A 22841-nucleotide genomic window follows, 5' to 3' on the forward strand; every position below is an offset into this window, starting at 1 on the left:
GCATTATAAAACAATAGAAGCAAGCATCACTAATACCTCAATTCTTTTGATGTTTTTAAAATAGGGTCTTTAAATTTAACCAAACTACTTTTAAGTTCAGCAGTAAGTTTTTGCACAATTTTACTGTACTCTGGGTTGCTGTAATAATTTATTTGTTCGTTCGGATCTTTTTCTAAATCAATAAGCCAAGGTTCATCGGATTCTGAAATAACCAACTTATAACGATTATCTAAAGCAGCTACCCAAGCTTGATTGTGTGCTGTTATATAAGTAATACGATTGTCTACAACTTCTTTTTCTTTTGATGTAAAATCAGATGAAGCATCAATACCATGTACTTTTTTATTAGGAGAAGCATTCATTAAACCTAGTATTGTTGGAGAAAAATCGGCAGTGGTATACGCCTTTTTAATCACCTTTCCTGCTTTTACTTTTGCAGGATAGCGAAGAACAAATGGTATTTTTGCTGAAGTTTCATAAGGCACACTTTTATTATGCTTATGATGTTCTCCCATCAAATCTCCATGATCTGAAGTAAAAACTACAATGGTGTTTTCTGTTAAGTTATTTTCATCAAGAAAATCTAAAATCCGACCAACATTATCATCGACACATTTTACCATTCCAAAATAAATCTGCATCTGTTTCTGATTCAACTCATTAACCATTTTCCCTTTCACTTGTGCCCATTTTGGCAAATCAGCTATCGGAGTATTTAAGGTTTTAGGATTTTTAAAAAACACATCTTTAAACATGGTATCATAAGGAGAACGAACCTTATTTGGACCATGAGGATCTGGAATAGAAACCATTACACAAAATGGCTTATCCTTATCTCTCTCTAAAGTTTCAAGAGTTCTATCTACAAGAAAATCTGTAGTAAAATTCTCTTCTTTAATTTTCTTAAGGTTCACAAACTGAGCTTGTTTTTTTTCATCGAATTTACCAGGCAAATACAAAACACCATCTTTTTCTCCCAATGCTTTCCAATGCCCACGATTAAACATATAACGATTATCATCAAAACCAAATTTTCTTTTGGGAGCAAAACCAGGTTTTGAGTCTCCATCTAAATGCCATTTTCCTAAATATGATGTTGCATAACCTTCCTTTCTAAGTGCTTCTGCAAAAGTTACAACATCATCATACATAGGAATATCATTTTTGTAAGATGCTGTAGCCACAGGATACAAACCAGAAACAAAAGAAGCTCTTGATGGTGTACACACTGGCGAAGAAGCATAATAATTATTACAAATTGCGCCTTCATTTGCAATTCTGTCTATATTAGGCGTTTTAACCTCAACACCTTCTCCCCAAACATATGCTTGCTCCTTCCTCAATTGATCTCTATAACAACCAAGTGTTCTAAAATTATGCTCATCGGTTTGAATAATAATAAGATTTGGCCGTTTCCCCTGCCCTTTAACTGTTGGACTCATACTCATTAGTGCTAAAAAGAGTAATCCTAAAATATTTTTTTGTTTCATCTTAATTAATTTTAATTATTAAATCGTTTCAAGTTTTATTTAACCTCTACCAGTTCCCACAAACTTTCATCCTTTAGAACCGCTTTATTCTTTAATTCCTTTCGTCCTCTAGTAAGCTCCAATACTGCTTTATCATTTTTTAAGGTTAATCTAGATTTCCGCTCATTGCTTCCTGGATACATTTCAAAATAGACTTTCCCATCCACTATCTGTTTAATCAAGTGAAAACGTGGTTGCGCATCTGTATCCTCATAAGAAGATACTTGTTCGGCAGGAATTGTTGTCATTTTTGAGGGGTTATAAATATCACCCAAAGTATACCCTCTTTTAACTTCTAAGTAATTTTTAGTGTTCTTATTTTGAAAGGTGTAATTGTATGGATATCTAAAATTCACAATCCATACATCCTTTTCTTTCTTACTTATTTTATTTTCTAAAACGATTCCTTCTTGTTTACTTGTCGTTAAATAAGTCTTGGTTTTTTTATTTATTAATCGATATTGTTTTCGGGTATCAACCAATGAAACCGGACGACTTTCTAAAATAATTACTTCAATTTTATCTTTTGCATATTCTATAACATTAGAGTCATCACCTTTTAGTTGATTGTACCTTAGTTTGCCTTGTAAATTATTATCTAAACCAGGATTGTTACGAATACGTACGTTATGCATCGGTAAAGGAAAAGGCAATTCTGATTCATGCCCATGGAGATACGAAAAATCCATCGTAATCTTATTCTTATCCTTAGCTTCGGCCTGTGTAAAATCATTGTTTTCGAAGACTAAATTCTTCGGAGAATAAGCAGAAATTATCCAACCATATTTTCCTTTAAAAACATTATTACGAATTGTTATGTTCTTACAAGTCTGCCCTTCTCTATCAATATAAATTCCTCTAGCGGGTTTTACATGTTCAAATAAATTATTTTCTATTAAAAAGTTAGACGAAAATTCTTCTAGATGAATCATATCTATATAAAGTTTGTAACCTAAAAAGTGATTGTTTTTTATGATTACATTTTTTCCTTTTGATGAAGCTCCCAAACCCACACCATCTAATTTACAATCTTCTATTGTGGTATTTTTATGATCCCAAAGTTGCATATATTCCGTGTTACCTGCATCAAAACCAACTGCTCTTGTATTAAAATCCATATCATTAAAATTGGGTCTCCACAAGCATTTTTTAAAGAACATTTGTGGATGATAATTCACATGGCCATTTCTATTTAAGGAAAAACCTAATTTAGAAAAATTAAGAAAAGAAACATGTAAAAAAGTTACTCCAGCTCCATTACCTCCCAAAATATGAGTCATACCATTTCTAAAAATTACATTTTGAAATAATATATTTTTATAAAACTGATGAGGGTTTTCTTTACTTGCCTTACGGCGAAGTCTTACCATATACGAACTCTTGTTATTAGACCCCAGTTCTATATTCTTAAAAGAAATATTACTGTTTTCAACGCTAATAATAGAAACATTGATAAACCTAGTAAATATCTTAACTGCTCCAGCAACAGCAACCTCCTCTATGTCAACAAAACGACCAACAAAAGATATCGGCTTATTAATAGTTAACTTTTCACTTTTTAAATCATAGATTTCACTATCAAAAAAAATGATGTCGTTTTTATGAGCTTCCTCTATCACTTCCTTAATGGCATTGACTAATTTTGAGCCACTTAAACCTATCCCATATTCTTTGTCAAAATTTATTGTTTTCGCATTGATGCTAAAACTAAAAAGTAACAATATCATTCCGATTCTTTTAACCATATAATTCTTTTAAATAATAGATTCAAAATTAGATTAAACAAGAAAATTTTTAATAAAACCGGACTTTACATTTCATAAACAGCACACATTATCAACTATACAAGTATTATACAGAACCTTCAATAGATCTAAATATATAACGCCTAAGTTATAAAAGTGTTTATATCTACTACCAACAGACACCCTCTATTTCGTAAATACAATACCAACTATCTCCACAACAAAAACACCTCAACTAATTAATTAGTTGAGGTGTTTTTGTTTTAATTTACTTAAAAATCGCTATTCCAATAAGGTAAACTTTTTAAATAATCTTGTTACTTTTATATAATACGCTCCCCTATCTACATTTTTTTCATTTTTAAACCACATTTCGGCTTTGATAAAAGTAAACTTTTGAAGATTTCTGTATTTTTTAATTATTTATTTTTATACTTATAAATACGATTTCATCATTAAAGCAGCTCCTAAAGCACTTTCGTTTTTACAATCAGAAATTTTTACGATAATATCGCTCTTTAGTAATTTTAGAAAATTGATAAAGATTAAGTTTTTATTAAATCCACCAGAAATATATACGTCTTTAATAGCACTATTTTCATCAGAAATTAATTTTATACCGTTAATTACTTTTTTGCTAATTTCAAAAATTAACTGATAATATGCTGTTTCGTAATTAGCATAGTTTGCTAATAAACTTGGATGTGCTTCAAAATCTTCATCAATGCCTTCGGATAAAAATACACGTGAATTTTCGTAGATTAATTCTTGACACAACTTTTCATTTAAATGAAGATGTAGATGTTTGTTTACATCAACTTTAAAATAGTTACTTAAAGCCTCAATATAAACTTCATGAATTTTACCTAAAAACTGCATTGAAGATTTAATTTGCTGTTTTTGAGGTGTCATAAAACATAAACAATTATTTTGTAACTGATGTTGTGTTAATGTCTCTTTGCTAAAAGGATTCATGGCTATAATCCAAGTTCCTGTAGAAAGCAATACAAAGTCGTTGTTTTTTTCTTTTTCTAATATTGGGATAATAGATGAAGAGCTATCATGTAATCCTGTACCAATAGCTATTTCTTGGCCATTTAAATTAATTTTTACTGCTTCTTCACCGTTTTGAGGAGTTGGTAAATTTAATTTATAATCGGTTACCCATTGATGGTAATCCATTTTATCAAAATCCCAAGTAGCGGTATGTGCACCTACAGAAGTAAAATCTGCTGCTATTTTTTTTGTAAAAAGATAACTTAAGTATTGTGGGTAATGTAAAATGGTTGCTACCTTGCTCCAAAAGGCTGGTTTTTCTTTTTGTAACTTTAATATTTGAAGGCCAGTATTTAACATTCCATAGGCTGGAGATGCTGTTTTTCTAGAAAATTCTTCTTTTCCTCCATACGCATCATACAACTCATTATACGCTTCTAAATCTAATGGCTTTAAATAGTTGTATAAAGGTGTTACTCTTTCTCCCTGTTTATCTAAATAAATAAGACTGGCTCCATGGGTAGAAAAATTGATTGCCTTAATAGCATATTTACTTTCTTGTTGTAACCTTTTTACTTCATTCTGAATCCAATTTTCGATAGATTTTATATCATCACAAGGATAACCATCTTCATCAGAAACTTCATCAAATCTTTTTGAATTTTGGTAAACTACCTCAAAGTTTTCGTTAAAAAGGAGAATTTTTTTATTGGTTTTTCCGATATCAATTACAGCAATTACTTTCATCATCAAAAATTAAAATTAAAAAAAGGTGTTTAACAGACACTGCCAAACACCTTTTTAGTTGTTCTAGTTATTCTTTAAATCCGTATAACGGACCATAATTTTTACACGCTCTATAATCAGCTCCTTCTAAACCTTCTCCAAAAGCAGACCAAGCACTTGGTCTAAACACGCTGTCTTCAGAAACATTGTGCATGTTTACAGGTATACGTAACATTGCCGCTAAAGAAATTAAATCTGCACCAATATGTCCGTGAGAAATTGCTCCGTGGTTTGCACCCCATTTAGCCATTACTGTATACACATCTTTAAAGAAACCTGTACCTGTTGTTCTTGGCACAAACCAAGTTGTTGGCCACGTAGGATCTGTTCTTTCATCTAAAACTGTATGAATATCTTCTGGTAACTCAACACTCCACCCTTCTACAATTTGTAAAACAGGTCCTAATCCTTTTACCAAATTGATTCTACACATTGTTAAAGGCATGGTTCCTTTTGTTAAAAATTGAGAAGAAAACCCTCCACCTCTAAAGTATTCTGTAGTAGCAGGTGGCCATTTTGTGTTGTCTAAACAACGTTTAACATCGTCTTCTGTAATGTCCCAAAATGGTTTCATTGTTGGGTTTCCACCAGCATCTTTTTGTTGTGCTGTAGCATCTAAAGTTGTAGAACCAGAATTGATTAAGTGAATAATTCCGTTTTCTGCCAATCCTGTTAATTTTTTACCTGTTACCCTTTCTACAGACTCAGGACTCCAATAAGTTCTTACATCAGAGAATAATTGTGCTTTATTTGTCAATAAGTGACCAAATAACATAGAAATTGCATTTAAACAATCGTTTTCTGTTGCAAATGTATATGCTTGACGAATTCCATTCCAATCAAAAGAAGAGTTTAAAATAGACTCTGTAAAATCTGCATTTGGTTGGTAATCTGTCCACTGACGTTGTCCTTGGAATCCTCCCATAATAGCATTTCTACCCTTAGATTCTTCTCCAAATCCCATGTCTTTCAACTTAGGATTTCCGTTCATTAAATCTTTACAAATCAAAGTCATTTTTACAACTTTCTCCCATTCGGCATCTTTTTGCTCACGCGATTTCTGACTTTCAGGAGCATTACGATCTTCTCCTTCTTCACAATTTTCTTTGGTCCAAGCTAATGCTTTCTCAAATTCATCATGATCATAAATACCTTCATCCATACGTCTTAAAAGCTCTACAGACTCAACAAACTCTGCTCTAACACCTAAATAGTCTTGTAAAAAATTTACATCAACCATAGACCCTGCAATCCCCATAGAACTATACCCAATAGATAAATAAGATTTCCCTTTCATTTGAGCTACTGCCAAAGCACCTTTTACAAAACGTAAGATTTTTTCAGAAACATCATTCGGTATCGATTGATCTCCTCCATCTTGCACTTCTTTACCATAGATTCCAAAAGCTGGTAATCCCTTTTGAGAATACCCTGCCAATGCAGCTGCTAAATACACCGCTCCTGGTCTTTCTGTTCCGTTAAACCCCCAAACTGCTTTAGGCGTTAACGGATCTGTATCCATAACTTCTGTACCATAACACCAACATGGCGTTACTGTTAAAGAAACTTCTACTCCTTCTCTTTTAAATTTATCTGCACAAGCTGCTGCATCTGCAACACCACCAATAGTAGTATCTGCAATAACAACCTCTACTTTTTCTCCACTAGGAAAACGCAATGTTTCCTCAATTAGTTTCGCTGCCGCTTTAGCCATGTCCATTGTTTGAACCTCTAAAGACTCTCTAACACCTAATTCACGTCCATCAATCACAGGACGAATTCCTACTTTTGGTAATCTACCAATTAATCTACTCATGATTTATAATGTTTTTCGGTTTATGTAAATTGTTCTAATTCTGTTAACTGTTCGTCTGACAATCCTGCTGGTTTAAAACCTGCTGCCCAACACATCATTAACAGTTTAGCTCCTTTATTTGCTACATCTAAAAAGTCCCATGCTTTCATTACATCTGGTGCAGTTGCAGTTGCTCCGTGCTTTTCCCATAAGGATACATTTCTTGTTTTAAAAGCTTCCATGGTTACTTTTGCTAAATCGGCAGTACTAGATAAAGCATAAGGAGTACAGTGAATCCCTTTAGGCACAAAAACTTTTACCTCAGGACACATCATCCATATTTGTCTATTTAATTCTTCTTCATTATCAAACAAATCATGATGACTCATACAGATTAACTCTAATGGGTGGGTATGTACAACCGCTAAGTTTTCTGGATTATGCTTAGAGTTAAACAAATGAATACTTGCATGAGAAATTAACTCACAAGTAGGCCCAAAATTTGGTCTCTTTCCTCCCCAAATAATAGAATATGCTGTTGCATCTTCATTAATATATAAAATACAAGACACCTCGTCTAACATGTCTACTAAATCCCTTAAATAACATCCGGTTCCTGTAATATAAATTACAAAACCAGCACATTCTTTAGGAAAATCGAAAGCAACCTCTTCTCCAATTCCTTGTACATCTTCTTTTTTAAAGAAAGATGTTAAGTTCATAGAAATGTTTCCTGCATTTCTCTCTGCCCATTCTCTTTGCCATAAATATCCAGCAACTGTAGATACTTTTTTTAATTCTGTTTGTACTTCTATTGGAAGTTTTAAAGTCTTCATAATTTATAGATAATTTAGATTACAAAACTATTAGAATATTAGGTTTAAAAAATATTCAAAATCCGTATTTTTGTATCTAATTTAAACATTGTTTAAAAAAATGAAATTTTCTAAAAACAGAGGACTAGGAGACCCATCCACTAATAATCAGAACTTTATAGAATTAAAATTAAAATTACTTTGTTGTAGGTATTGGTTATTAGATTTGTGGGATTGTCATGATATGGTTTTTCCTTATTGGAGAATTTATTGGAATAAAAATGAAGGTGGCGAATTAATACATAATGATAAAGTTACCCGAATGACACCAGATATTTTATACATCATACCTCCCTTTACCTCTTTTTCATCTCGATTTACAAAAAACCATATCCACAAAACAGGTATCCATGTCTCTGGAAAACATTTAACCAATAACATTGATGAAAACGATTATAAAGAAAAATCGTTAATACATTTTTTTATCCATTTTAATTTAGGAGTACCTTTTGATAATGTGTATCCTAGTATTATAGAAATAGAACTAACGGATTATTTAAAAGAAAGATTAACCTATTTAACAGAAAGGTTAAAAATAGAAAACACTGACTTTAAATTAACCTTTAATTTAAAGTTACAAGCCTTTATAAAAGAAACACTTACAAATATAGGTCCTGAATTATGGAAGACTATAAATATGGACGACAGAGTTTTAAAAGTGATTCGGTTTATAGAAATGAATGTGGATAAAAAATTGAGCAATGCAGATATTGCCGCCGTAGTTCATATGGCAGCAAATTCTTTTGCAAGGTTATTTAAACAAGAAATGAATATTTCTGTACATAATTTTATTCAGAATAGAAAAATTGCAAAAGCATGTGATTTGTTTAAACATTCAAATAATACAATTGAAGAAGTTTCTTTTAACTTAGGTTTTTCAGACCGTTATCATTTTTCTAGAGTATTCAAACTCGTAACCGGCTTAACACCCGCCGTATACAAATCTGGAAAATATACTTAAATCATTAACAATAATTGATAAAATTTATCAGTAAAAAGGTAAATGTTTAAATTATACATATTATTGATTGTAATGGATAAATAGATTAGAGTTTTCTATATATAAATTTGTTGACAACCAATATTTTAAATTTCTTATTCGCTTTGTAAAAATACTCCAATCATTTTTACAAGAACAAGAGTATAATTAATCATAAAAACCTATTTAAAAATGAAACAATTTAATCAATTTATAAACGGCAAATTTGTTAAATCAACGTCTACAGATGTCATTGAAATTTTAAATCCTTGTACAGAAGAGGTTTTATCTCTAATGCCAACAGGTAGTGTTACAGATGCTAATTTAGCATTAGAAGCAGCACAGGCCTCTCAACATGCATGGAAATCTTTAACAGCCATAGAAAGAGCTGCTTATTTACATAAAATGGCTAATGTGATTCGTGACAACAGAATTTTTTTAGCAGAAACTTTAGCAGCTGAACAAGCAAAAGTTTTGGGATTGGCACAAGTTGAAATTGATGTAACTGCAGATTATTTTGATTATTATGCTGGTTTTGCAAGAAGAATTGAAGGAGAAATTATTCAGAGTGATCGTAAAAAAGAACATATCTTTTTACACAAGGCTCCCATTGGTGTAGCGGTAGGTATTTTACCTTGGAATTTTCCATTCTTTGTAATGGCAAGAAAAGTTGCTGCTTCTTTAATTACAGGTAATACCTGTATAATTAACCCAAGTTCTATTGCTCCTAATACCGTTATGGAATTTGCAGAACTTATTGAAAAAATAAATATTCCGGCTGGTGTACTAAATTATGTTTGTGGTAAAGGTAGTATTGTTGGAAACGCACTTTCTAAAAGCCCTATAACAGGTATCATTAGCTTAACAGGTAGTGTTGGTGCAGGACAAAAAGTAATGGAGGCTGCTTCTCAAAACATTACAAAAGTATCTTTAGAATTAGGTGGTAAAGCTCCTGCTATTGTATGTGCTGATGCTAATTTAGAATTGGCTGTAAATGCCGTAGTTTCTTCTAGAATTATATTTAGCGGACAAGTATGTAACTGTGCAGAACGTCTTTATATAGAAGATTCGATACATGACCAATTTTTAGATATGGTTACCCAAAAAATGAAATCAATAAAAGTAGAAGATGCTTTTTCTGATAACAACCCAGATATGAGTGCTTTGGTATCTAAAGATCAGTTAGACAAGGTTACTGAAATGGTAGAATATGCTAAAAAAGAAGGCGCAGAAGTAATTGTTGGCGGATCTAGAGCTCCACAATTCAATAAAGGTTATTTTTATCTGCCAACATTATTAACCAATGTAAAACAAGATATGCAAATTATACAAGAAGAAGTTTTTGGTCCTGTCTTACCAGTAATGAAATTTAGTACTCTTGATGAAGCTATTGCATTAGCTAATGATTGTGAATTTGGATTAACCTCTTCTATTTTCTCTGAAAACTTTAATAAAGTAATGCACGCTGCCGAAGAATTACAGTTTGGTGAAACTTACATCAATAGAGAACATTTTGAAGCAATTCAAGGATTCCATGCTGGTTGGAAAAAATCTGGCTTAGGTGGTGCAGATGGTAAACATGGTATGGAAGAGTACTTACAGACAAAAGTAGTATACGCTCAGTATCAATAAAATTTATAAAAATTAGTTAACAAGTACTACTAATGTTTCCCCCAAAAACAAAATTAGTAGTACTTCTTATTTCTTTAATTTTTTTAACCTAAAATAAATTATGTCTACCATAAAAAAAATACCAGTAGTTTCAAAAGAATACTTACTTCCATTTATAGTTATCACTTCATTATTTTCTTTATGGGGTTTTGCTAATGATATTACCAACCCTATGGTTGCGGCCTTTGCAACTGTTATGGAAATTTCTTCTGCAAAAGCTGCTTTAGTTCAATTAGCTTTTTATGGCGGATATGCTACAATGGCAATACCGGCTGCTCTTTTTGTTAGAAAATACAGCTACAAAAGCGGTATCCTTTTAGGTTTAACATTATACGCTATAGGTGCATTATTATTTTATCCTGCAGCAGAATTTGAAGTTTTTGGTTTCTTTTTAGGATCTTTATACATCCTAACATTCGGATTGGCTTTTTTAGAAACCACAGCAAATCCTTTTATATTATCAATGGGAGATGAAAAAACGGCTACACAACGTTTAAATTTAGCCCAAGCATTTAACCCAATAGGTTCTTTATTTGGAATGTTTGTGGCATCAAAATTTATTTTAGTCGCTTTAGATTCTGATAAAAGAAATGAAGCTGGCGAAATCATTTTTAGTACACTTTCTGAAGTTGAAAAGGCCGTTGTAAGAACACACGATTTGTCTATCATAAGAAACCCTTATGTAATATTAGGCTTTGTAGTAATAGCAATGTTTGTTATTATTAGTTTAATAAAAATGCCTAAAAGAAAAAATATTGAAAACCCAACTAGCGCAATATCCTCTTTTCAAAGATTATTTAAAAATAGTAAGTATAAAGAAGGTGTTTTAGCACAACTATTTTATGTAGCCGCACAAATTATGTGTTGGACATTTATTATTCAGTACGCTGGTAATTTGGGAATTTCTAAAGCAGAAGCTCAAAACTATAACATTATTGCCATGTCTATATTTTTAGGAAGTAGATTTGTTAGTACTTTTTTAATGAAGTACATAAACTCAAAAAAATTATTAATGATTTTCGCACTATGTGCGATGGTTACTGTATCTGGAGTTATTTTAATAGAAGGTATGATGGGACTTTATTTATTAGTTGCAACATCTGCATTTATGTCTTTAATGTTTCCAACAATTTACGGAATTGCATTAGATGGATTAAGTAAAGAAGATACTGCGCTAGGAGCTGCCGGATTGGTAATGGCAATTGTAGGAGGTGCTTTAATGCCTATCTTACAAGGAACAATGATAGATATGGAAAAAATAGGTCCTTTTTCTGGAGTAAATTTTTCTTTTATCCTTCCTTTTATTTGTTTCTGTTTTATTGCTATTTACGGGTATAGAACCTTTAAAATACATAAATAATAGTAAGCTTTATGAAAAGACATTGTTTTGCTTTAGACCTTGTAGACGATGCCAAATTAATTTCAGAATATAAAAAATATCACGAAAAAATTTGGCCCGAAATTACCCAGAGTATAGAAACTACAGGTATCGAAAACTTAGATATTTATTTAGCAGGTAACAGGTTATTTATGATCATGGAAGTAAACGACACTTTTTCTTTTGAAAAGAAAACAGCCATGGACTTAGCAAACCCAAAAGTACAAGAATGGGAAAACCAAATGTGGAAATATCAACAGAAATTACCTTTTGCAAAAGAAGGTGAAAAATGGATATTAATGGATCAAATTTATAATTTAAAATAACCCCTCAATGAAAGTAGGATTATTCATCCCTTGTTACGTAAATCAATTATATCCACAAGTAGCAATAGCAACTTTAGAGTTGTTAGAAAAGCTAAATGTTGATGTTTATTATCCATCAACACAAACTTGTTGCGGACAACCTTTAGGAAATTCAGGATATGAAGACGACTCAAAAGGAGCTTGTCAATTATTTGTAGAAAATTTTAAAGAATATGACTATATCGTTGGTCCTTCTGGAAGTTGCATTTATCACGTAAAAAAACATTTTGATATTTTAGAACAAACTCCAGAGGTTATAAAAGTTAGAAATAATGCCTATGAACTGTGTGAGTTTATCACCAAAATTTTAGGAAAAACTAATTTAGGAGCAAAATTTCCACACAAAGTAGGCCTACACAAAAGCTGTCATGGTTTGCGTGGTTTGCATTTAGGTTCTTGTTCAGAAAGAATGGATCCTCATTTTTCTACAGAAGAAGATTTATTAAATGCTGTAGAAGGTTTAGAACTAATGTCTTTAAATAGAAAAGATGAATGTTGTGGTTTTGGAGGAACGTTTTCTGTTTTTGAAGAAGCTATTTCAGTAAAAATGGGAAAAGACAGAATTCAAGATCATATAGATAGTGATGTAGAAGTAATTACAGGAGCAGATCATTCTTGTTTAATGCATTTAGAAGGTTTAATCAACAGACAAAAACAGCCTTTAAAAGTAATGCATATTGCAGAAATTTTAAACAAAAGCATATAGAACACTATGGCTCACGCAGATAAAGCAACAGAATTTAATAAAGACGAAGCTAAAGTAAATTGGCATGACAAAGCTTTGTGGTATGTTAGAGAAAAGAGAGATAAATCCGCACATGGTGTTGTAGGTTGGGAACATTTAAGAGATGTTGCTTCTGGTATCAAAGCCAATGTTTTATCTAATTTAGACAACTACTTAATAGAATTTGAAAAAAATGCTCAGAATAACGGCATAAAAATTCATTGGGCTTCTGACGCAAAAGAACATAATGAAATTATTTCTAAAATATTAGCAGACAACAATGCTAAAAAAGTAGTAAAAAGCAAGTCGATGCTTACTGAAGAATGCCATTTAAATCCGCATCTAGAAGCGCAAGGTATCGAAGTTGTGGATACCGATTTAGGTGAATATATTGTACAAATTGCAAAAGAAACCCCAAGTCATATTGTTTTACCCGCAATTCATAAAACAAAAGAAGAAGTAGATGAATTGTTTCAAGAACACTTAGGCACAAAACCAAGTGGTGGTAATCCTGAATACTTAACAAACGCCGCAAGAAAACATCTTAGAAATAAATTCTTACAGGCTGATGTAGCTATCACAGGCGTTAATTTTGCCATTGCAAATACTGGCGGAATTGTAGTTTGTACCAATGAAGGAAATGCAGATATGGGTTCTCATTTAGCCAACGTTCATATTGCTTCTATGGGAATTGAAAAAATCATTCCAAAAGAAGAAAATTTAGGTATCTTTTTACGCTTACTTGCAAGAAGTGCTACCGGACAACCAATAACCACCTACTCTTCTCTTTTTAACAAACCAGCAAAAGGCAAAGAAATGCACATTGTTATTGTTGACAATGGAAGAACAGAACAATTAAGTAGAGAAGATTTTAGAGCTTCTTTACATTGTATTCGTTGTGGTGCTTGTATGAACACTTGCCCAATTTACAGAAGAAGTGGTGGGCATAGTTATGATGCTACCATTCCAGGACCCATTGGCTCAATTTTATCACCAGGAAAAGATTTAACAAAACACAGTTCTTTACCATTTGCATCTACCTTATGCGGATCTTGTTCTAATGTTTGTCCGGTAAAGATTAACATTCATGAGCAATTGTACAAATGGAGACAAATAATTGTAAAAGATGTAAAACAACCCATTGTTAAGAAATCTATACTAAAAGTGGCTGGAAGCGTTTTAGCCAATAGAAGACTATATAATTTTACCGGTAAAATGACGCGATTCATGCTAAAAAATGCTCCTAGAGCAGTAATCTATTCTAAATTAAACGCCTGGGGTAAAGCACGTGATTTACCAGAAGTAAAAGGTCAAAATTTTGATGAATGGTATAAAGTTAAAAGAAAAAAATAATGGGTAGAGAAGCAATATTAAAATCAATTAAAGAGAATAAACCAACAGATATTCCTTTACCTGAAGTAGATTTAAATAATTTTGTTGAAGACATCAATCTATTAGCAGAGTTTAAAGAAAAAGTACAACTAGTTGGTGGCACCATTAAAGAATTATCATCTTCTGAAACGCTTGAAGTTGTAATAAAAAAACAATATCCAAATGCAAAGGGTATTGTGGACTGTAGTAAGAAATTAACTTCTTTAAAAACAGTACCAATTTCTGAAGATACAAACCCAAAAGATTTACAAAACATCGATTTAGCAATTATAAATGGTGAATTTGGAGTTGCTGAAAACGGCTCTGTTTGGATTTCTGAAAATGTGTTCCCTATTAGAGTTTTACCTTTTATTACTAATGATTTGGTCATTATCTTAGAAAAAGAAAAACTGTGTCAACACATGCACGAAGGATTTGGTTTAATTTCAGAAAGAGAAAGAACTTTTGGTGTATTTATTTCTGGTCCTTCTAAAACGGCAGATATAGAACAATGTTTAGTTGTAGGTGCGCAAGGAGCTATGAGTTTATCAATTATATTAGTATAAAAATAAAAAACCTCCAAATTTGGAGGTTTTTTTGTTTCTAATTTGCAGTTAGTTCTACATGTTTTGATTTTACTCTTTTTACAACTATTGATTTAAAAAAGTAAGGAACTTTTATAAATCTAGTTTTACAACTATGGCAGCTATAAAGTTTAGAGTTAGGAATTAATCTTAAAACGAAATTACGAGCTAGTCTCTTTCTGAAACTAGACTTACATGAGGGACATTTAGGCATACTTTTTGAGTGATTAAATCATGGTTAGTTTGGTTATAATTAATCTTTCTCATTGCAATTAAACAAATTTACATTTATTTTTTTTTAGAAAAAATTTGTAGCTAGAAGAAACAAGAACCTTAATCTATTTTTATTAATTTAATAAATTAAAACCCTATTTTTGTGTTATATCATAAAACAAATTGAAAAGAATAATTGTTTCTGTTACTAATGATCTATCAACAGACCAACGTGTTGATAAAGTTTGTTGTACGTTACAAAAAAATGGTTTCGAAATTATTTTAATAGGACGAAAGCTAAAGAATAGCACTTCATTAAATAGAAGTTATACCACAAAAAGAATCCGATTAATTTTTAACAAAGGTTTCTTATTTTATGCTGAATATAATTTTCGCTTATTTTTTGTCTTACTTTTCTCAAAAAAAGACATCCTTCTTTCTAATGATCTAGATACCTTATTACCCAACTACTTAGTAAGCTTCTTACAGCGTAAAAAAATAGTTTATGACAGTCATGAGCTTTTTCCTGAAATTCCAGAATTAATACACAAACCTTTTGTAAAAAAAGGTTGGACTAATTTAGAAGCCTGGATACTTCCTAAACTTAAAAACAACTATACCGTTTGTAATAGTATTGCTAATTTTTATACTAAAAAATACAATACTAGCTTTACCACAATTATGAATTTACCTACACAAAAAGAAATACAAGTAGGCAAATTTCCATTTCATTATCATAATCAAAAAATTATTTTATATCAGGGTGCACTAAATATAGGTAGAGGACTAGAATTGATGATCGACACCATGTTATATTTAGAAAATACAATCTTAGTAATTGTTGGTGATGGAGATATTTCTGATACCTTAAAACAAAAAGTAACCGTTCTAGATTTAAACAATAACATACATTTTTTAGGTAAACTTACACCAAAAAAATTACAAAAAATAACACCATTAGCCAATTTAGGTATTAGCGTAGAAGAAGATTTTGGTTTAAATTACAGATTTGCTTTGCCTAATAAAATATTTGATTATATACAAGCAGAAGTCCCTATTTTAGTATCGGATTTACCTGAAATGAAACATATTGCAATAGCTTATAAAGTGGGAGAAGTAATTGCTAATAGAAATCCAAAAGAGCTAGCATTACAAATTAAAACGTTATTAGATAAAGATTTTTCTACACAGCTAAAAAAAGCAAAACAAGAATTAGTTTGGGAACATCAAGAAATGCAACTACTTACCATTTTTAATAACGCCGTTTAAATACGTAATTCTAAACAAATTAAAAAAAATTACAGATGCTTTTCTATTTGCTATTTTTTCAAAAAACACAGCAAATAGGCTTAAAAAACTAACAATGCCATATGGAGCTATTTTAAAATACAATTCAGAGACTTTAGTATCCCCTTTTTGAAGATGATTTGTTTTAATCAGGTAACCTAAATTCTCAATAGCCTTTTTAGTTTTTCCTATAAACACTTCGTTTTTGTCAATGCCTAAATGAAAAACTGCATTTTCTAAATGTATTATTTTTATACTTTTAGCCTCTAATTCTTTAGAAAATAATAAATCCTCATAACCATAATTTACTAAGTTTTCATTAAACTTTATAGCCTTAAAAATTTCTTTTTTTATTAAAAAATTGGCCGTAAAAAAATACTTGTAACAATTTTTAGTTCTTACGGAAACAGAAACCTCTTCACTTTGTTTACCAAATTTCCAACGAAGTAAGTTTTTAGAATCACAATCTCTATATTTAATTCCGCCTAAAAAAACTGCGGCACTATTGCGTTTTATTTCTTTTATATAATTGGAAATAAAATTAGATGAAGTTGGCAAAACATCAGAATCTAAAAACAAAAACCAATCATAAGAAGCCTTAGAAGCTAATAAATTTCTAATGGCACTTCTACCAATATTACTTTCTAATTCTAGAAAACTACAAAAAGAAAGCTCATTAACCATTAAATTTTTTTTGTTTAAATTACTTTTAGAAGCATCATCTAAACAAATAATTTCAAAAGAAATCTGTACTTCATTCAACTGAAAATGAAGTTCTTTTATTAAATCTACAACATTTGTATTGTAAGACGCAATTAAAACAGACAGCATTACACAGTTGCTTTTTGAGCAACCTCAAACAATTCTCCGCCTTCGCATTTCAGTGTTTTTTGTTTAAATTTTACAATTAATTGATAATCGTGCGTTGCCATTAAAATGGTTTTCCCACTTTTATGAATATCGTTTAAAAGTTCCATCACCTCTAAAGAAGTTTTTGGGTCTAAATTTCCGGTAGGCTCATCCGCTAAAATTAATTCAGGATCGTTTAACAAAGCCCTTGCAATAGCAATTCTTTGTTGTTCTCCTCCAGAAAGTTCGTAGGTTTTCTTGTAAGCTTGCGCCTTCATTCCTACTTTATCTAAAACCTCGTCAATTTTATCTTTAATCTTAACTTTATCTTTCCAACCTGTTGCTTTTAAAACAAATTCTAAGTTACCAAAAACATTTCTATCACTTAGTAATTTAAAATCCTGAAAAACAATTCCTATTTTTCTTCTTAAAAAAGGAATTTCCTTTTCTTTCATTGTTTTTAAATCAAAATCTACAATACTACCTGCTCCTTTTTGCAGCTTTAAATCGCCATACAACGTTTTTAACAAGCTACTTTTTCCACTTCCGGTTTTACCAATTAAATAATAAAACTCTCCTTTTTGTATCGATAAATTTACATTAGATAATACCAAATTTTCTCTTTGGTAAATTTCTGCGTTTTCTAAAAATAAGACTGGTTTTTCCATAAAAAACTTGTTTTTACAAACTTAAAAGTTTCTATCGGTTTTATACTATGAATTATAAACAATTCTTATTTTTGATGTAAAATATTTCACATTTTTTCTTTGTTCATCAAACAAAACAAAAATATGTTCGTTATCCATTTTAAGTATCAAAAATAATTATATGAAGTTTGTTTTTTTAAAAAAACGTTTGCTTATTTTTTTCATGTTCCTAGTCTCTGTTGTTGCTTATAGTCAGCAAACAATTGTAGATACTAATATTTTTACAAAATATAATGATGCCATAAAATTATTTAATGACAAGGCATATGCTGCAGCACAAACTAATTTTGTTAAAATCAGTAAAAAGGCCTCTAAAGGTTCTAACTTAAAAGCAGATGCAGCCTATTATGATGCCATGTGTGCTATACGATTAAACCAACCAGAAGCAGATAAAAAAGTACTTTCTTTTATTGAAGAGAACCCCAATAGTAGTAAAAAAAACACCGCCTTTTTTACCGTTGCTAATTACTATTTTGCAAATAAAAAAGCAGCATACGCCCTTAAATGGTATCAAAAAGTTAATGCTGATACTCTTTCTAAAGAAGATCAAAAAGAGCTTAACTTTAAAATGGGATACGCATATATAATTGCCAAAAACCTACCTTTAGCTAAAGAAAAGTTTCTTCCTTTAATTAACGATGCTAAGTATGGTAACGACTCTAGATATTATTACGGCTACATTGCGTATAAATTAGAAGATTACGGTATTGCAGAATCTACCCTAAAAGAAATTGCTGATAATGAGACTTATAGAGTAGAAATTTCTTACTATTTATTAGATATAAGTTTTCAGGCAGGTAAATTTGAGCGCTGTATTTCAGTTGGTAAAAAACTTATTGATACCTTTAAAAGAAAAGATAGATCTGAAATTTCTAAAATAATTGGAGAAAGCTATTTTAATTTAGAAAAATACAGCGAAGCGATTCCTTATTTAAAAGGCTACACAGGTAAAAGAGGCAAATGGAATAATACCGATTTTTATCAACTTGGTTTTGCTTACTATAAACAGAATGATTTTGAAAATGCCATTAGTAATTTTAATAAAATTATTGATGAAAAAAACTTTGTTGCACAAAATGCCTATTATCATTTAGGTGAATGTTACCTTAATTTAGGTAAAAAAACAGAAGCTTTAAATGCTTTTAAAACGGCTTCTGAAATGGATTTTGACACCACTATTAAACAAGATGCTGCGTTAAATTATGCCAAATTAAGTTATGAAACGGGCAACCCTTTTAAAAGTGTTGCAGAAGTTTTACAAGATTATTTAAAAGCCTATCCAAAATCTAAAGCCTACGAAGAAATTAATGATTTAGTGGTTTCTTCTTTTTTACATCAACAAGATTTTACGGGTGCTTTGGCATTTTTAAAGAAAAATAAATCTGTAAAAAATGTTTCTTTAATTTCTGAAATCTCTCTATATAAAGGTATTCAATTATTTAATGATCAAAAGTTAGAAGAAGCACTTCCTTACTTTATAGAAAGTAAAAAAGCAACAGATGTATCTATCAACGAAAGAGCTAAATATTGGGAAGCAGAAACATTATATCGATTAGATAAACCAAAAGAAGCACTAAATATATTCACAACTTTAAAAAAGAATCTAAAATCTAATAGTGAAGAGTTTTTATTACTTGATTACAATATTGGTTACAGTAATTTTAAGCTAAAAGATTATAGTAATGCTGTAGTTTCTTTTGAAAACCTCATAAAAAAAGATTCTATAGAAAAGGAAATAATAGACGATGCTTATATTCGTTTAGGTGATTCTTATTTTGCCCTTAGAAATTATCAAAAAGCAATAAAAACTTACGATAATGTTGTGAAAACTTTTGGCGCAGAAGCAGATTATGCTCAATACCAAATAGGGATGAGTTATGGTTTTACAGAAAATAATCAAGCTAAAATAAATGCTTTAAAAAAGGTTGTTAATGAGTATGAGGTATCTACGTTAAAGGACGATGCTTTATTTCAATTAGCAAATACCTACACCATCATAAAAGATAACCAACAAGCTCATTTTGCTTATGATCGATTAATAGAAAAACACCCAAATAGTGTATTTATACCGAAAGCATTGGTAAGACAAGGTTTATTATATTACAATGAAAATCAGAACGAAAAAGCTTTAGAGAAATTCAAAAAAACAGCAAGTCAATTTCCAAATTCTCCAGATGCTTTTGAAGCTGTTGCAAATGCTAGAAATATTTATATTGATAATGGTAAATTAAACGACTATGTAACTTGGATTACAGAGTTAAAATTTATTAATGTTACAGATTCTGATATAGACAATACCACTTTTGCTGTTGCTGAAAAAAAGTATTTTGAAGCTAACGATGGCAATGAAATTATAAAAGCACTAGCTAAATACACCATTAAATTTCCTGAAGGAATACACAAATTAAAAGCTAATTATTACTTAGCAAGTACTTTATTTAAGAAAAAAGAATTCGACAAAGCAATTCAATATTATCAAAATGTTTTAGAAGAAGAACAAAACGAATATAGCGAAGATTCTCTTGCTAAATTAGCACAAATATTCTTAGAAAAAGACCAATTTAATAATGCAATACCCGTATTAGACAGATTAGAGCAAGAAGCTTATACAACAGAAAATGTTTTATTTGCACAAAGTAATTTAATGAAAGGGTATTATGAAACCGCTTCTTACGAGCAAGCTGTAGATTATGCGAAAAAAATATTATTAAGAAATAAATTAGATAGTACATTAGAAAACGATGCTAAAATAATTATAGCTCGTGCTTCCTTTAAAAACGAAGATTTTTATACCGCAGAAGAATATTATAACGAGGTAGAAAAAACAGCTACAGGAGAAGTAAAAGCGGAATCTTTGTACTACAATGCTTACTTTAAAAATCTGCAAAAAGAATATGAAGACTCTAACAAAGTTGTACAAGAATTAATTGCTAATTTTTCTTCTTACAAATATTGGGCTGTAAAAAGTTATGTAATAATGGGTAAAAATTATTATGGATTAAAAGATGTTTATCAAGCTACTTTTGTTTTAGAAAACATTATTAAAAACTTTACACAATTTGAAGATATTGTTGAAGAAGCTAAGCAAGAATTAAAAAAAATTAAAGAAAACGAAGCCAAAACTAATAATTCTGTAACTCCTATTAAAGAAGAGATTACAGCTCCAAAAGACTCTAAAAAGAATAAAAATTAATGAAAAAAGGTTTCACATTATTTCTAGTATATTTTGCTTTTTTAAGTTTAAACGCTCAAAAGAAGCAACAGGCTATAGACACCGTAAAAACAGAGGTTGTAAATATTGTTACAAAATACAACCCTAAAATTGCTGATGCTAAAAAAATTAACAAGCAACCCAAAATTAAATTGCTTAAAAACAGTGAAAAGAAAAAACTAGAATACACTATTTTTTCTGCTCCCGTTGCTTCTACTTTTATTCCTAAAAGTGGTGTTGTAAAAGGAATTGATGTTGGTGTAAAAGAACGTGTTTATCAGAATTATTTGGCTGCTGGTTTTGGTAATTATACAACGCCTTATTTAGAAACAAATTTACATTATAGCACTCGTTTTGAAAGTGAGTTTGGCTTTAATGCAAAATATTTAGCGTCTCTAGACGATGTTAGAAGCTCTGTACTTAACAGTAACTTTTCTAACTTAAACATTGGGGCTTTTTACAAGCAACAAAATCGTTACTTTGATTGGAAAGTAACCTTAAACTCAGAAAGAAACCTTTATAATTGGTATGGTTTGCCAAATCAAAGCAACTACACAGCAACTACAACTGGTTTAATTGCACCACAACAAACTTATAATTACTTTAACCTTATTGGTGAGTTTGATTTTAATGACTCGTATATCGATTATGGGAAAATAAATCTAGCCTACTTTACAGATCAATTTAACAGTCATGAAATTCTTGCAAATTTTGATGCTAAACTAGCTTTCCCTTTAAAGTTTTTAAACCTAGGATTAGATGATATGCTTGTAAAAGCTGGTATCGAGATTTTAAAAGGGAACTTTAGCAACAGTTATGCTGATAAAAACACTATCGATTATTCTATTGTTACCGCTAAAATAAACCCAGAATACAAATTAACATACAACGATTTTTCTTTAAATGCAGGTGTAAAACTAATAGCATCATTAGATACAGAAAACAAATCGAATAATATTTTCTTATTACCAGACTTATTTATTGAAGGTCCAATAATAGAAAAATATTTAAATATTTACGGTGGTTTTTCTGGTGATTTACATACAAATACGTACAAGAATTTTACAGAAGAAAACCCTTATGTTTCACCTACTCTTTTTATTACTCAAACTTTAGAAAAATCAAATTTATTTGTTGGGTTTAATGGAAAAGTAAACAGAGATATTAGTTTTAATATTAAAGGAAGTTATAAAAACGAAGAAGACAAACCTCTATTTTTAAGAAATGTATCAAAGTCTGACGGAACTAATAATTCCTTAAACGGATATACTTTAAGTGGCTATGAATACGGTAACTCTTTTAATGTTTATTATGATGATGTTAAAACGGCTTCTATACTTGCAGAGTTTGCTTACGAATATTCTAAAAACTTATCTTTTAGCCTTCAGGGTGCTTACAATAATTACACTTTAGAAAATGCATTAGAAGCATGGAACTTGCCTTCTTTTGAAGGGAGTGTTTCTGCAAAATATAAAAGAAATAAATGGTTTGCTTCTTCGGATATTTTTTATGTAAGTGAAAGAAAAGATGGACTTTATAACAACATATACCCTTCTAGTTTTAAAGGGATAGAAACCATTGCTTCTTTTGTAGATGTAAATTTAAACGGAGGCTATCATTTTAGTGATAAATTTTCTGCCTTTTTAAAACTAAATAATGTTTTAAACACAGAATATCAACGTTTTGCTAATTACGATACACAAGGTTTTCAAATATTAGGAGGAATTACTTACAAGTTTGATTTTTAAGACCTAAGAGCACAAAAAAACGTAAAAT

General features: G+C 30.4%; 17 protein-coding genes. 10 read left to right on the forward strand and 7 right to left on the reverse strand.

Features of this window, described 5'->3' with window-relative positions; genetic code table 11:
* Positions 1 to 29: 29 nt before the first annotated feature.
* From WHD07_RS06680 to rhaD, 5 genes are all read right to left on the reverse strand, one after another.
* Positions 30 to 1490, reverse strand: a complete 1461-nt coding sequence (locus WHD07_RS06680; protein ID WP_343330534.1) for a sulfatase — start codon at positions 1488 to 1490, stop codon at positions 30 to 32.
* Positions 1491 to 1525: 35 nt separating this feature from the next.
* A complete protein-coding gene (locus WHD07_RS06685) occupies positions 1526 to 3274 on the reverse strand; it encodes a right-handed parallel beta-helix repeat-containing protein (RefSeq protein ID WP_343330535.1) in 1749 nt (582 codons plus the stop codon).
* Positions 3275 to 3709: 435 nt separating this feature from the next.
* A complete protein-coding gene (locus WHD07_RS06690; protein ID WP_343330536.1) occupies positions 3710 to 5020 on the reverse strand; it encodes an FGGY family carbohydrate kinase in 1311 nt (436 codons plus the stop codon).
* Between the two features lie 64 nt (positions 5021 to 5084).
* Entirely contained in the window at positions 5085 to 6872 is a 1788-nt protein-coding gene (locus WHD07_RS06695) for an L-fucose isomerase (protein WP_343330537.1), read from the reverse strand.
* A gap of 20 nt (positions 6873 to 6892) precedes the next feature.
* Positions 6893 to 7687, reverse strand: coding sequence for a rhamnulose-1-phosphate aldolase (rhaD, locus tag WHD07_RS06700; RefSeq protein ID WP_343330538.1), 795 nt, complete (start codon positions 7685 to 7687; stop codon positions 6893 to 6895).
* Between the two features lie 100 nt (positions 7688 to 7787).
* Between rhaD and WHD07_RS06705 the strand changes: the two genes are divergently transcribed.
* The 8 genes from WHD07_RS06705 (at position 7788) to WHD07_RS06740 (ending at position 16280) form a co-directional block, all read left to right on the forward strand.
* Positions 7788 to 8687, forward strand: a complete 900-nt coding sequence (locus WHD07_RS06705) for an AraC family transcriptional regulator (RefSeq protein WP_343330539.1) — start codon at positions 7788 to 7790, stop codon at positions 8685 to 8687.
* Positions 8688 to 8897: 210 nt separating this feature from the next.
* The gene (gene aldA / locus WHD07_RS06710) at positions 8898 to 10337 is read left to right on the forward strand and encodes an aldehyde dehydrogenase (RefSeq protein ID WP_343330540.1); all 1440 of its coding nucleotides are present in this window, start codon (positions 8898 to 8900) and stop codon (positions 10335 to 10337) included.
* A gap of 100 nt (positions 10338 to 10437) precedes the next feature.
* Entirely contained in the window at positions 10438 to 11736 is a 1299-nt protein-coding gene (gene fucP, locus WHD07_RS06715) for an L-fucose:H+ symporter permease (protein ID WP_343330541.1), read from the forward strand.
* Between the two features lie 11 nt (positions 11737 to 11747).
* The gene (locus WHD07_RS06720) at positions 11748 to 12080 is read left to right on the forward strand and encodes an L-rhamnose mutarotase (protein ID WP_343330542.1); all 333 of its coding nucleotides are present in this window, start codon (positions 11748 to 11750) and stop codon (positions 12078 to 12080) included.
* 7 nt (positions 12081 to 12087) lie between these two features.
* Entirely contained in the window at positions 12088 to 12825 is a 738-nt protein-coding gene (locus WHD07_RS06725) for a (Fe-S)-binding protein (protein WP_343330543.1), read from the forward strand.
* 6 nt (positions 12826 to 12831) lie between these two features.
* On the forward strand, positions 12832 to 14196 hold the full coding sequence (locus tag WHD07_RS06730; RefSeq protein ID WP_343330544.1) for a LutB/LldF family L-lactate oxidation iron-sulfur protein: 1365 nt from the start codon (positions 12832 to 12834) through the stop codon (positions 14194 to 14196).
* Positions 14196 to 14780, forward strand: coding sequence for a LutC/YkgG family protein (locus WHD07_RS06735; protein WP_343330545.1), 585 nt, complete (start codon positions 14196 to 14198; stop codon positions 14778 to 14780). Before WHD07_RS06730 ends, WHD07_RS06735 begins: the two co-directional genes overlap by 1 nt.
* A 414-nt stretch (positions 14781 to 15194) precedes the next feature.
* Positions 15195 to 16280, forward strand: coding sequence for a glycosyltransferase (locus WHD07_RS06740; protein ID WP_343330546.1), 1086 nt, complete (start codon positions 15195 to 15197; stop codon positions 16278 to 16280).
* Here WHD07_RS06740 and WHD07_RS06745 read toward each other — a convergent pair.
* The gene (locus WHD07_RS06745) at positions 16251 to 17129 is read right to left on the reverse strand and encodes a glycosyltransferase family 2 protein (protein ID WP_343330547.1); all 879 of its coding nucleotides are present in this window, start codon (positions 17127 to 17129) and stop codon (positions 16251 to 16253) included. The genes WHD07_RS06740 and WHD07_RS06745 overlap by 30 nt on opposite strands.
* Positions 17129 to 17815, reverse strand: a complete 687-nt coding sequence (locus tag WHD07_RS06750) for a cell division ATP-binding protein FtsE (RefSeq protein WP_105050398.1) — start codon at positions 17813 to 17815, stop codon at positions 17129 to 17131. Before WHD07_RS06750 ends, WHD07_RS06745 begins: the two co-directional genes overlap by 1 nt.
* 202 nt (positions 17816 to 18017) lie before the next feature.
* Here WHD07_RS06750 and WHD07_RS06755 point away from each other — a divergent pair, with 202 nt between their 5' ends.
* Complete coding sequence (locus WHD07_RS06755) at positions 18018 to 21047, forward strand: tetratricopeptide repeat protein (RefSeq protein ID WP_343330548.1); 3030 nt, start codon at positions 18018 to 18020, stop codon at positions 21045 to 21047.
* Positions 21047 to 22813 carry a hypothetical protein gene (locus WHD07_RS06760; RefSeq protein WP_343330549.1) on the forward strand — a complete coding sequence of 589 codons (1767 nt, stop codon included), beginning with the start codon at positions 21047 to 21049 and terminating at the stop codon, positions 22811 to 22813. The genes WHD07_RS06755 and WHD07_RS06760 overlap by 1 nt, the downstream gene beginning before the upstream one ends.
* The last annotated feature ends 28 nt before the right edge of the window (positions 22814 to 22841 follow it).

Source organism: Polaribacter staleyi (assembly GCF_038024045.1).
Taxonomy (GTDB): Bacteria; Bacteroidota; Bacteroidia; order Flavobacteriales; family Flavobacteriaceae; genus Polaribacter; species Polaribacter butkevichii.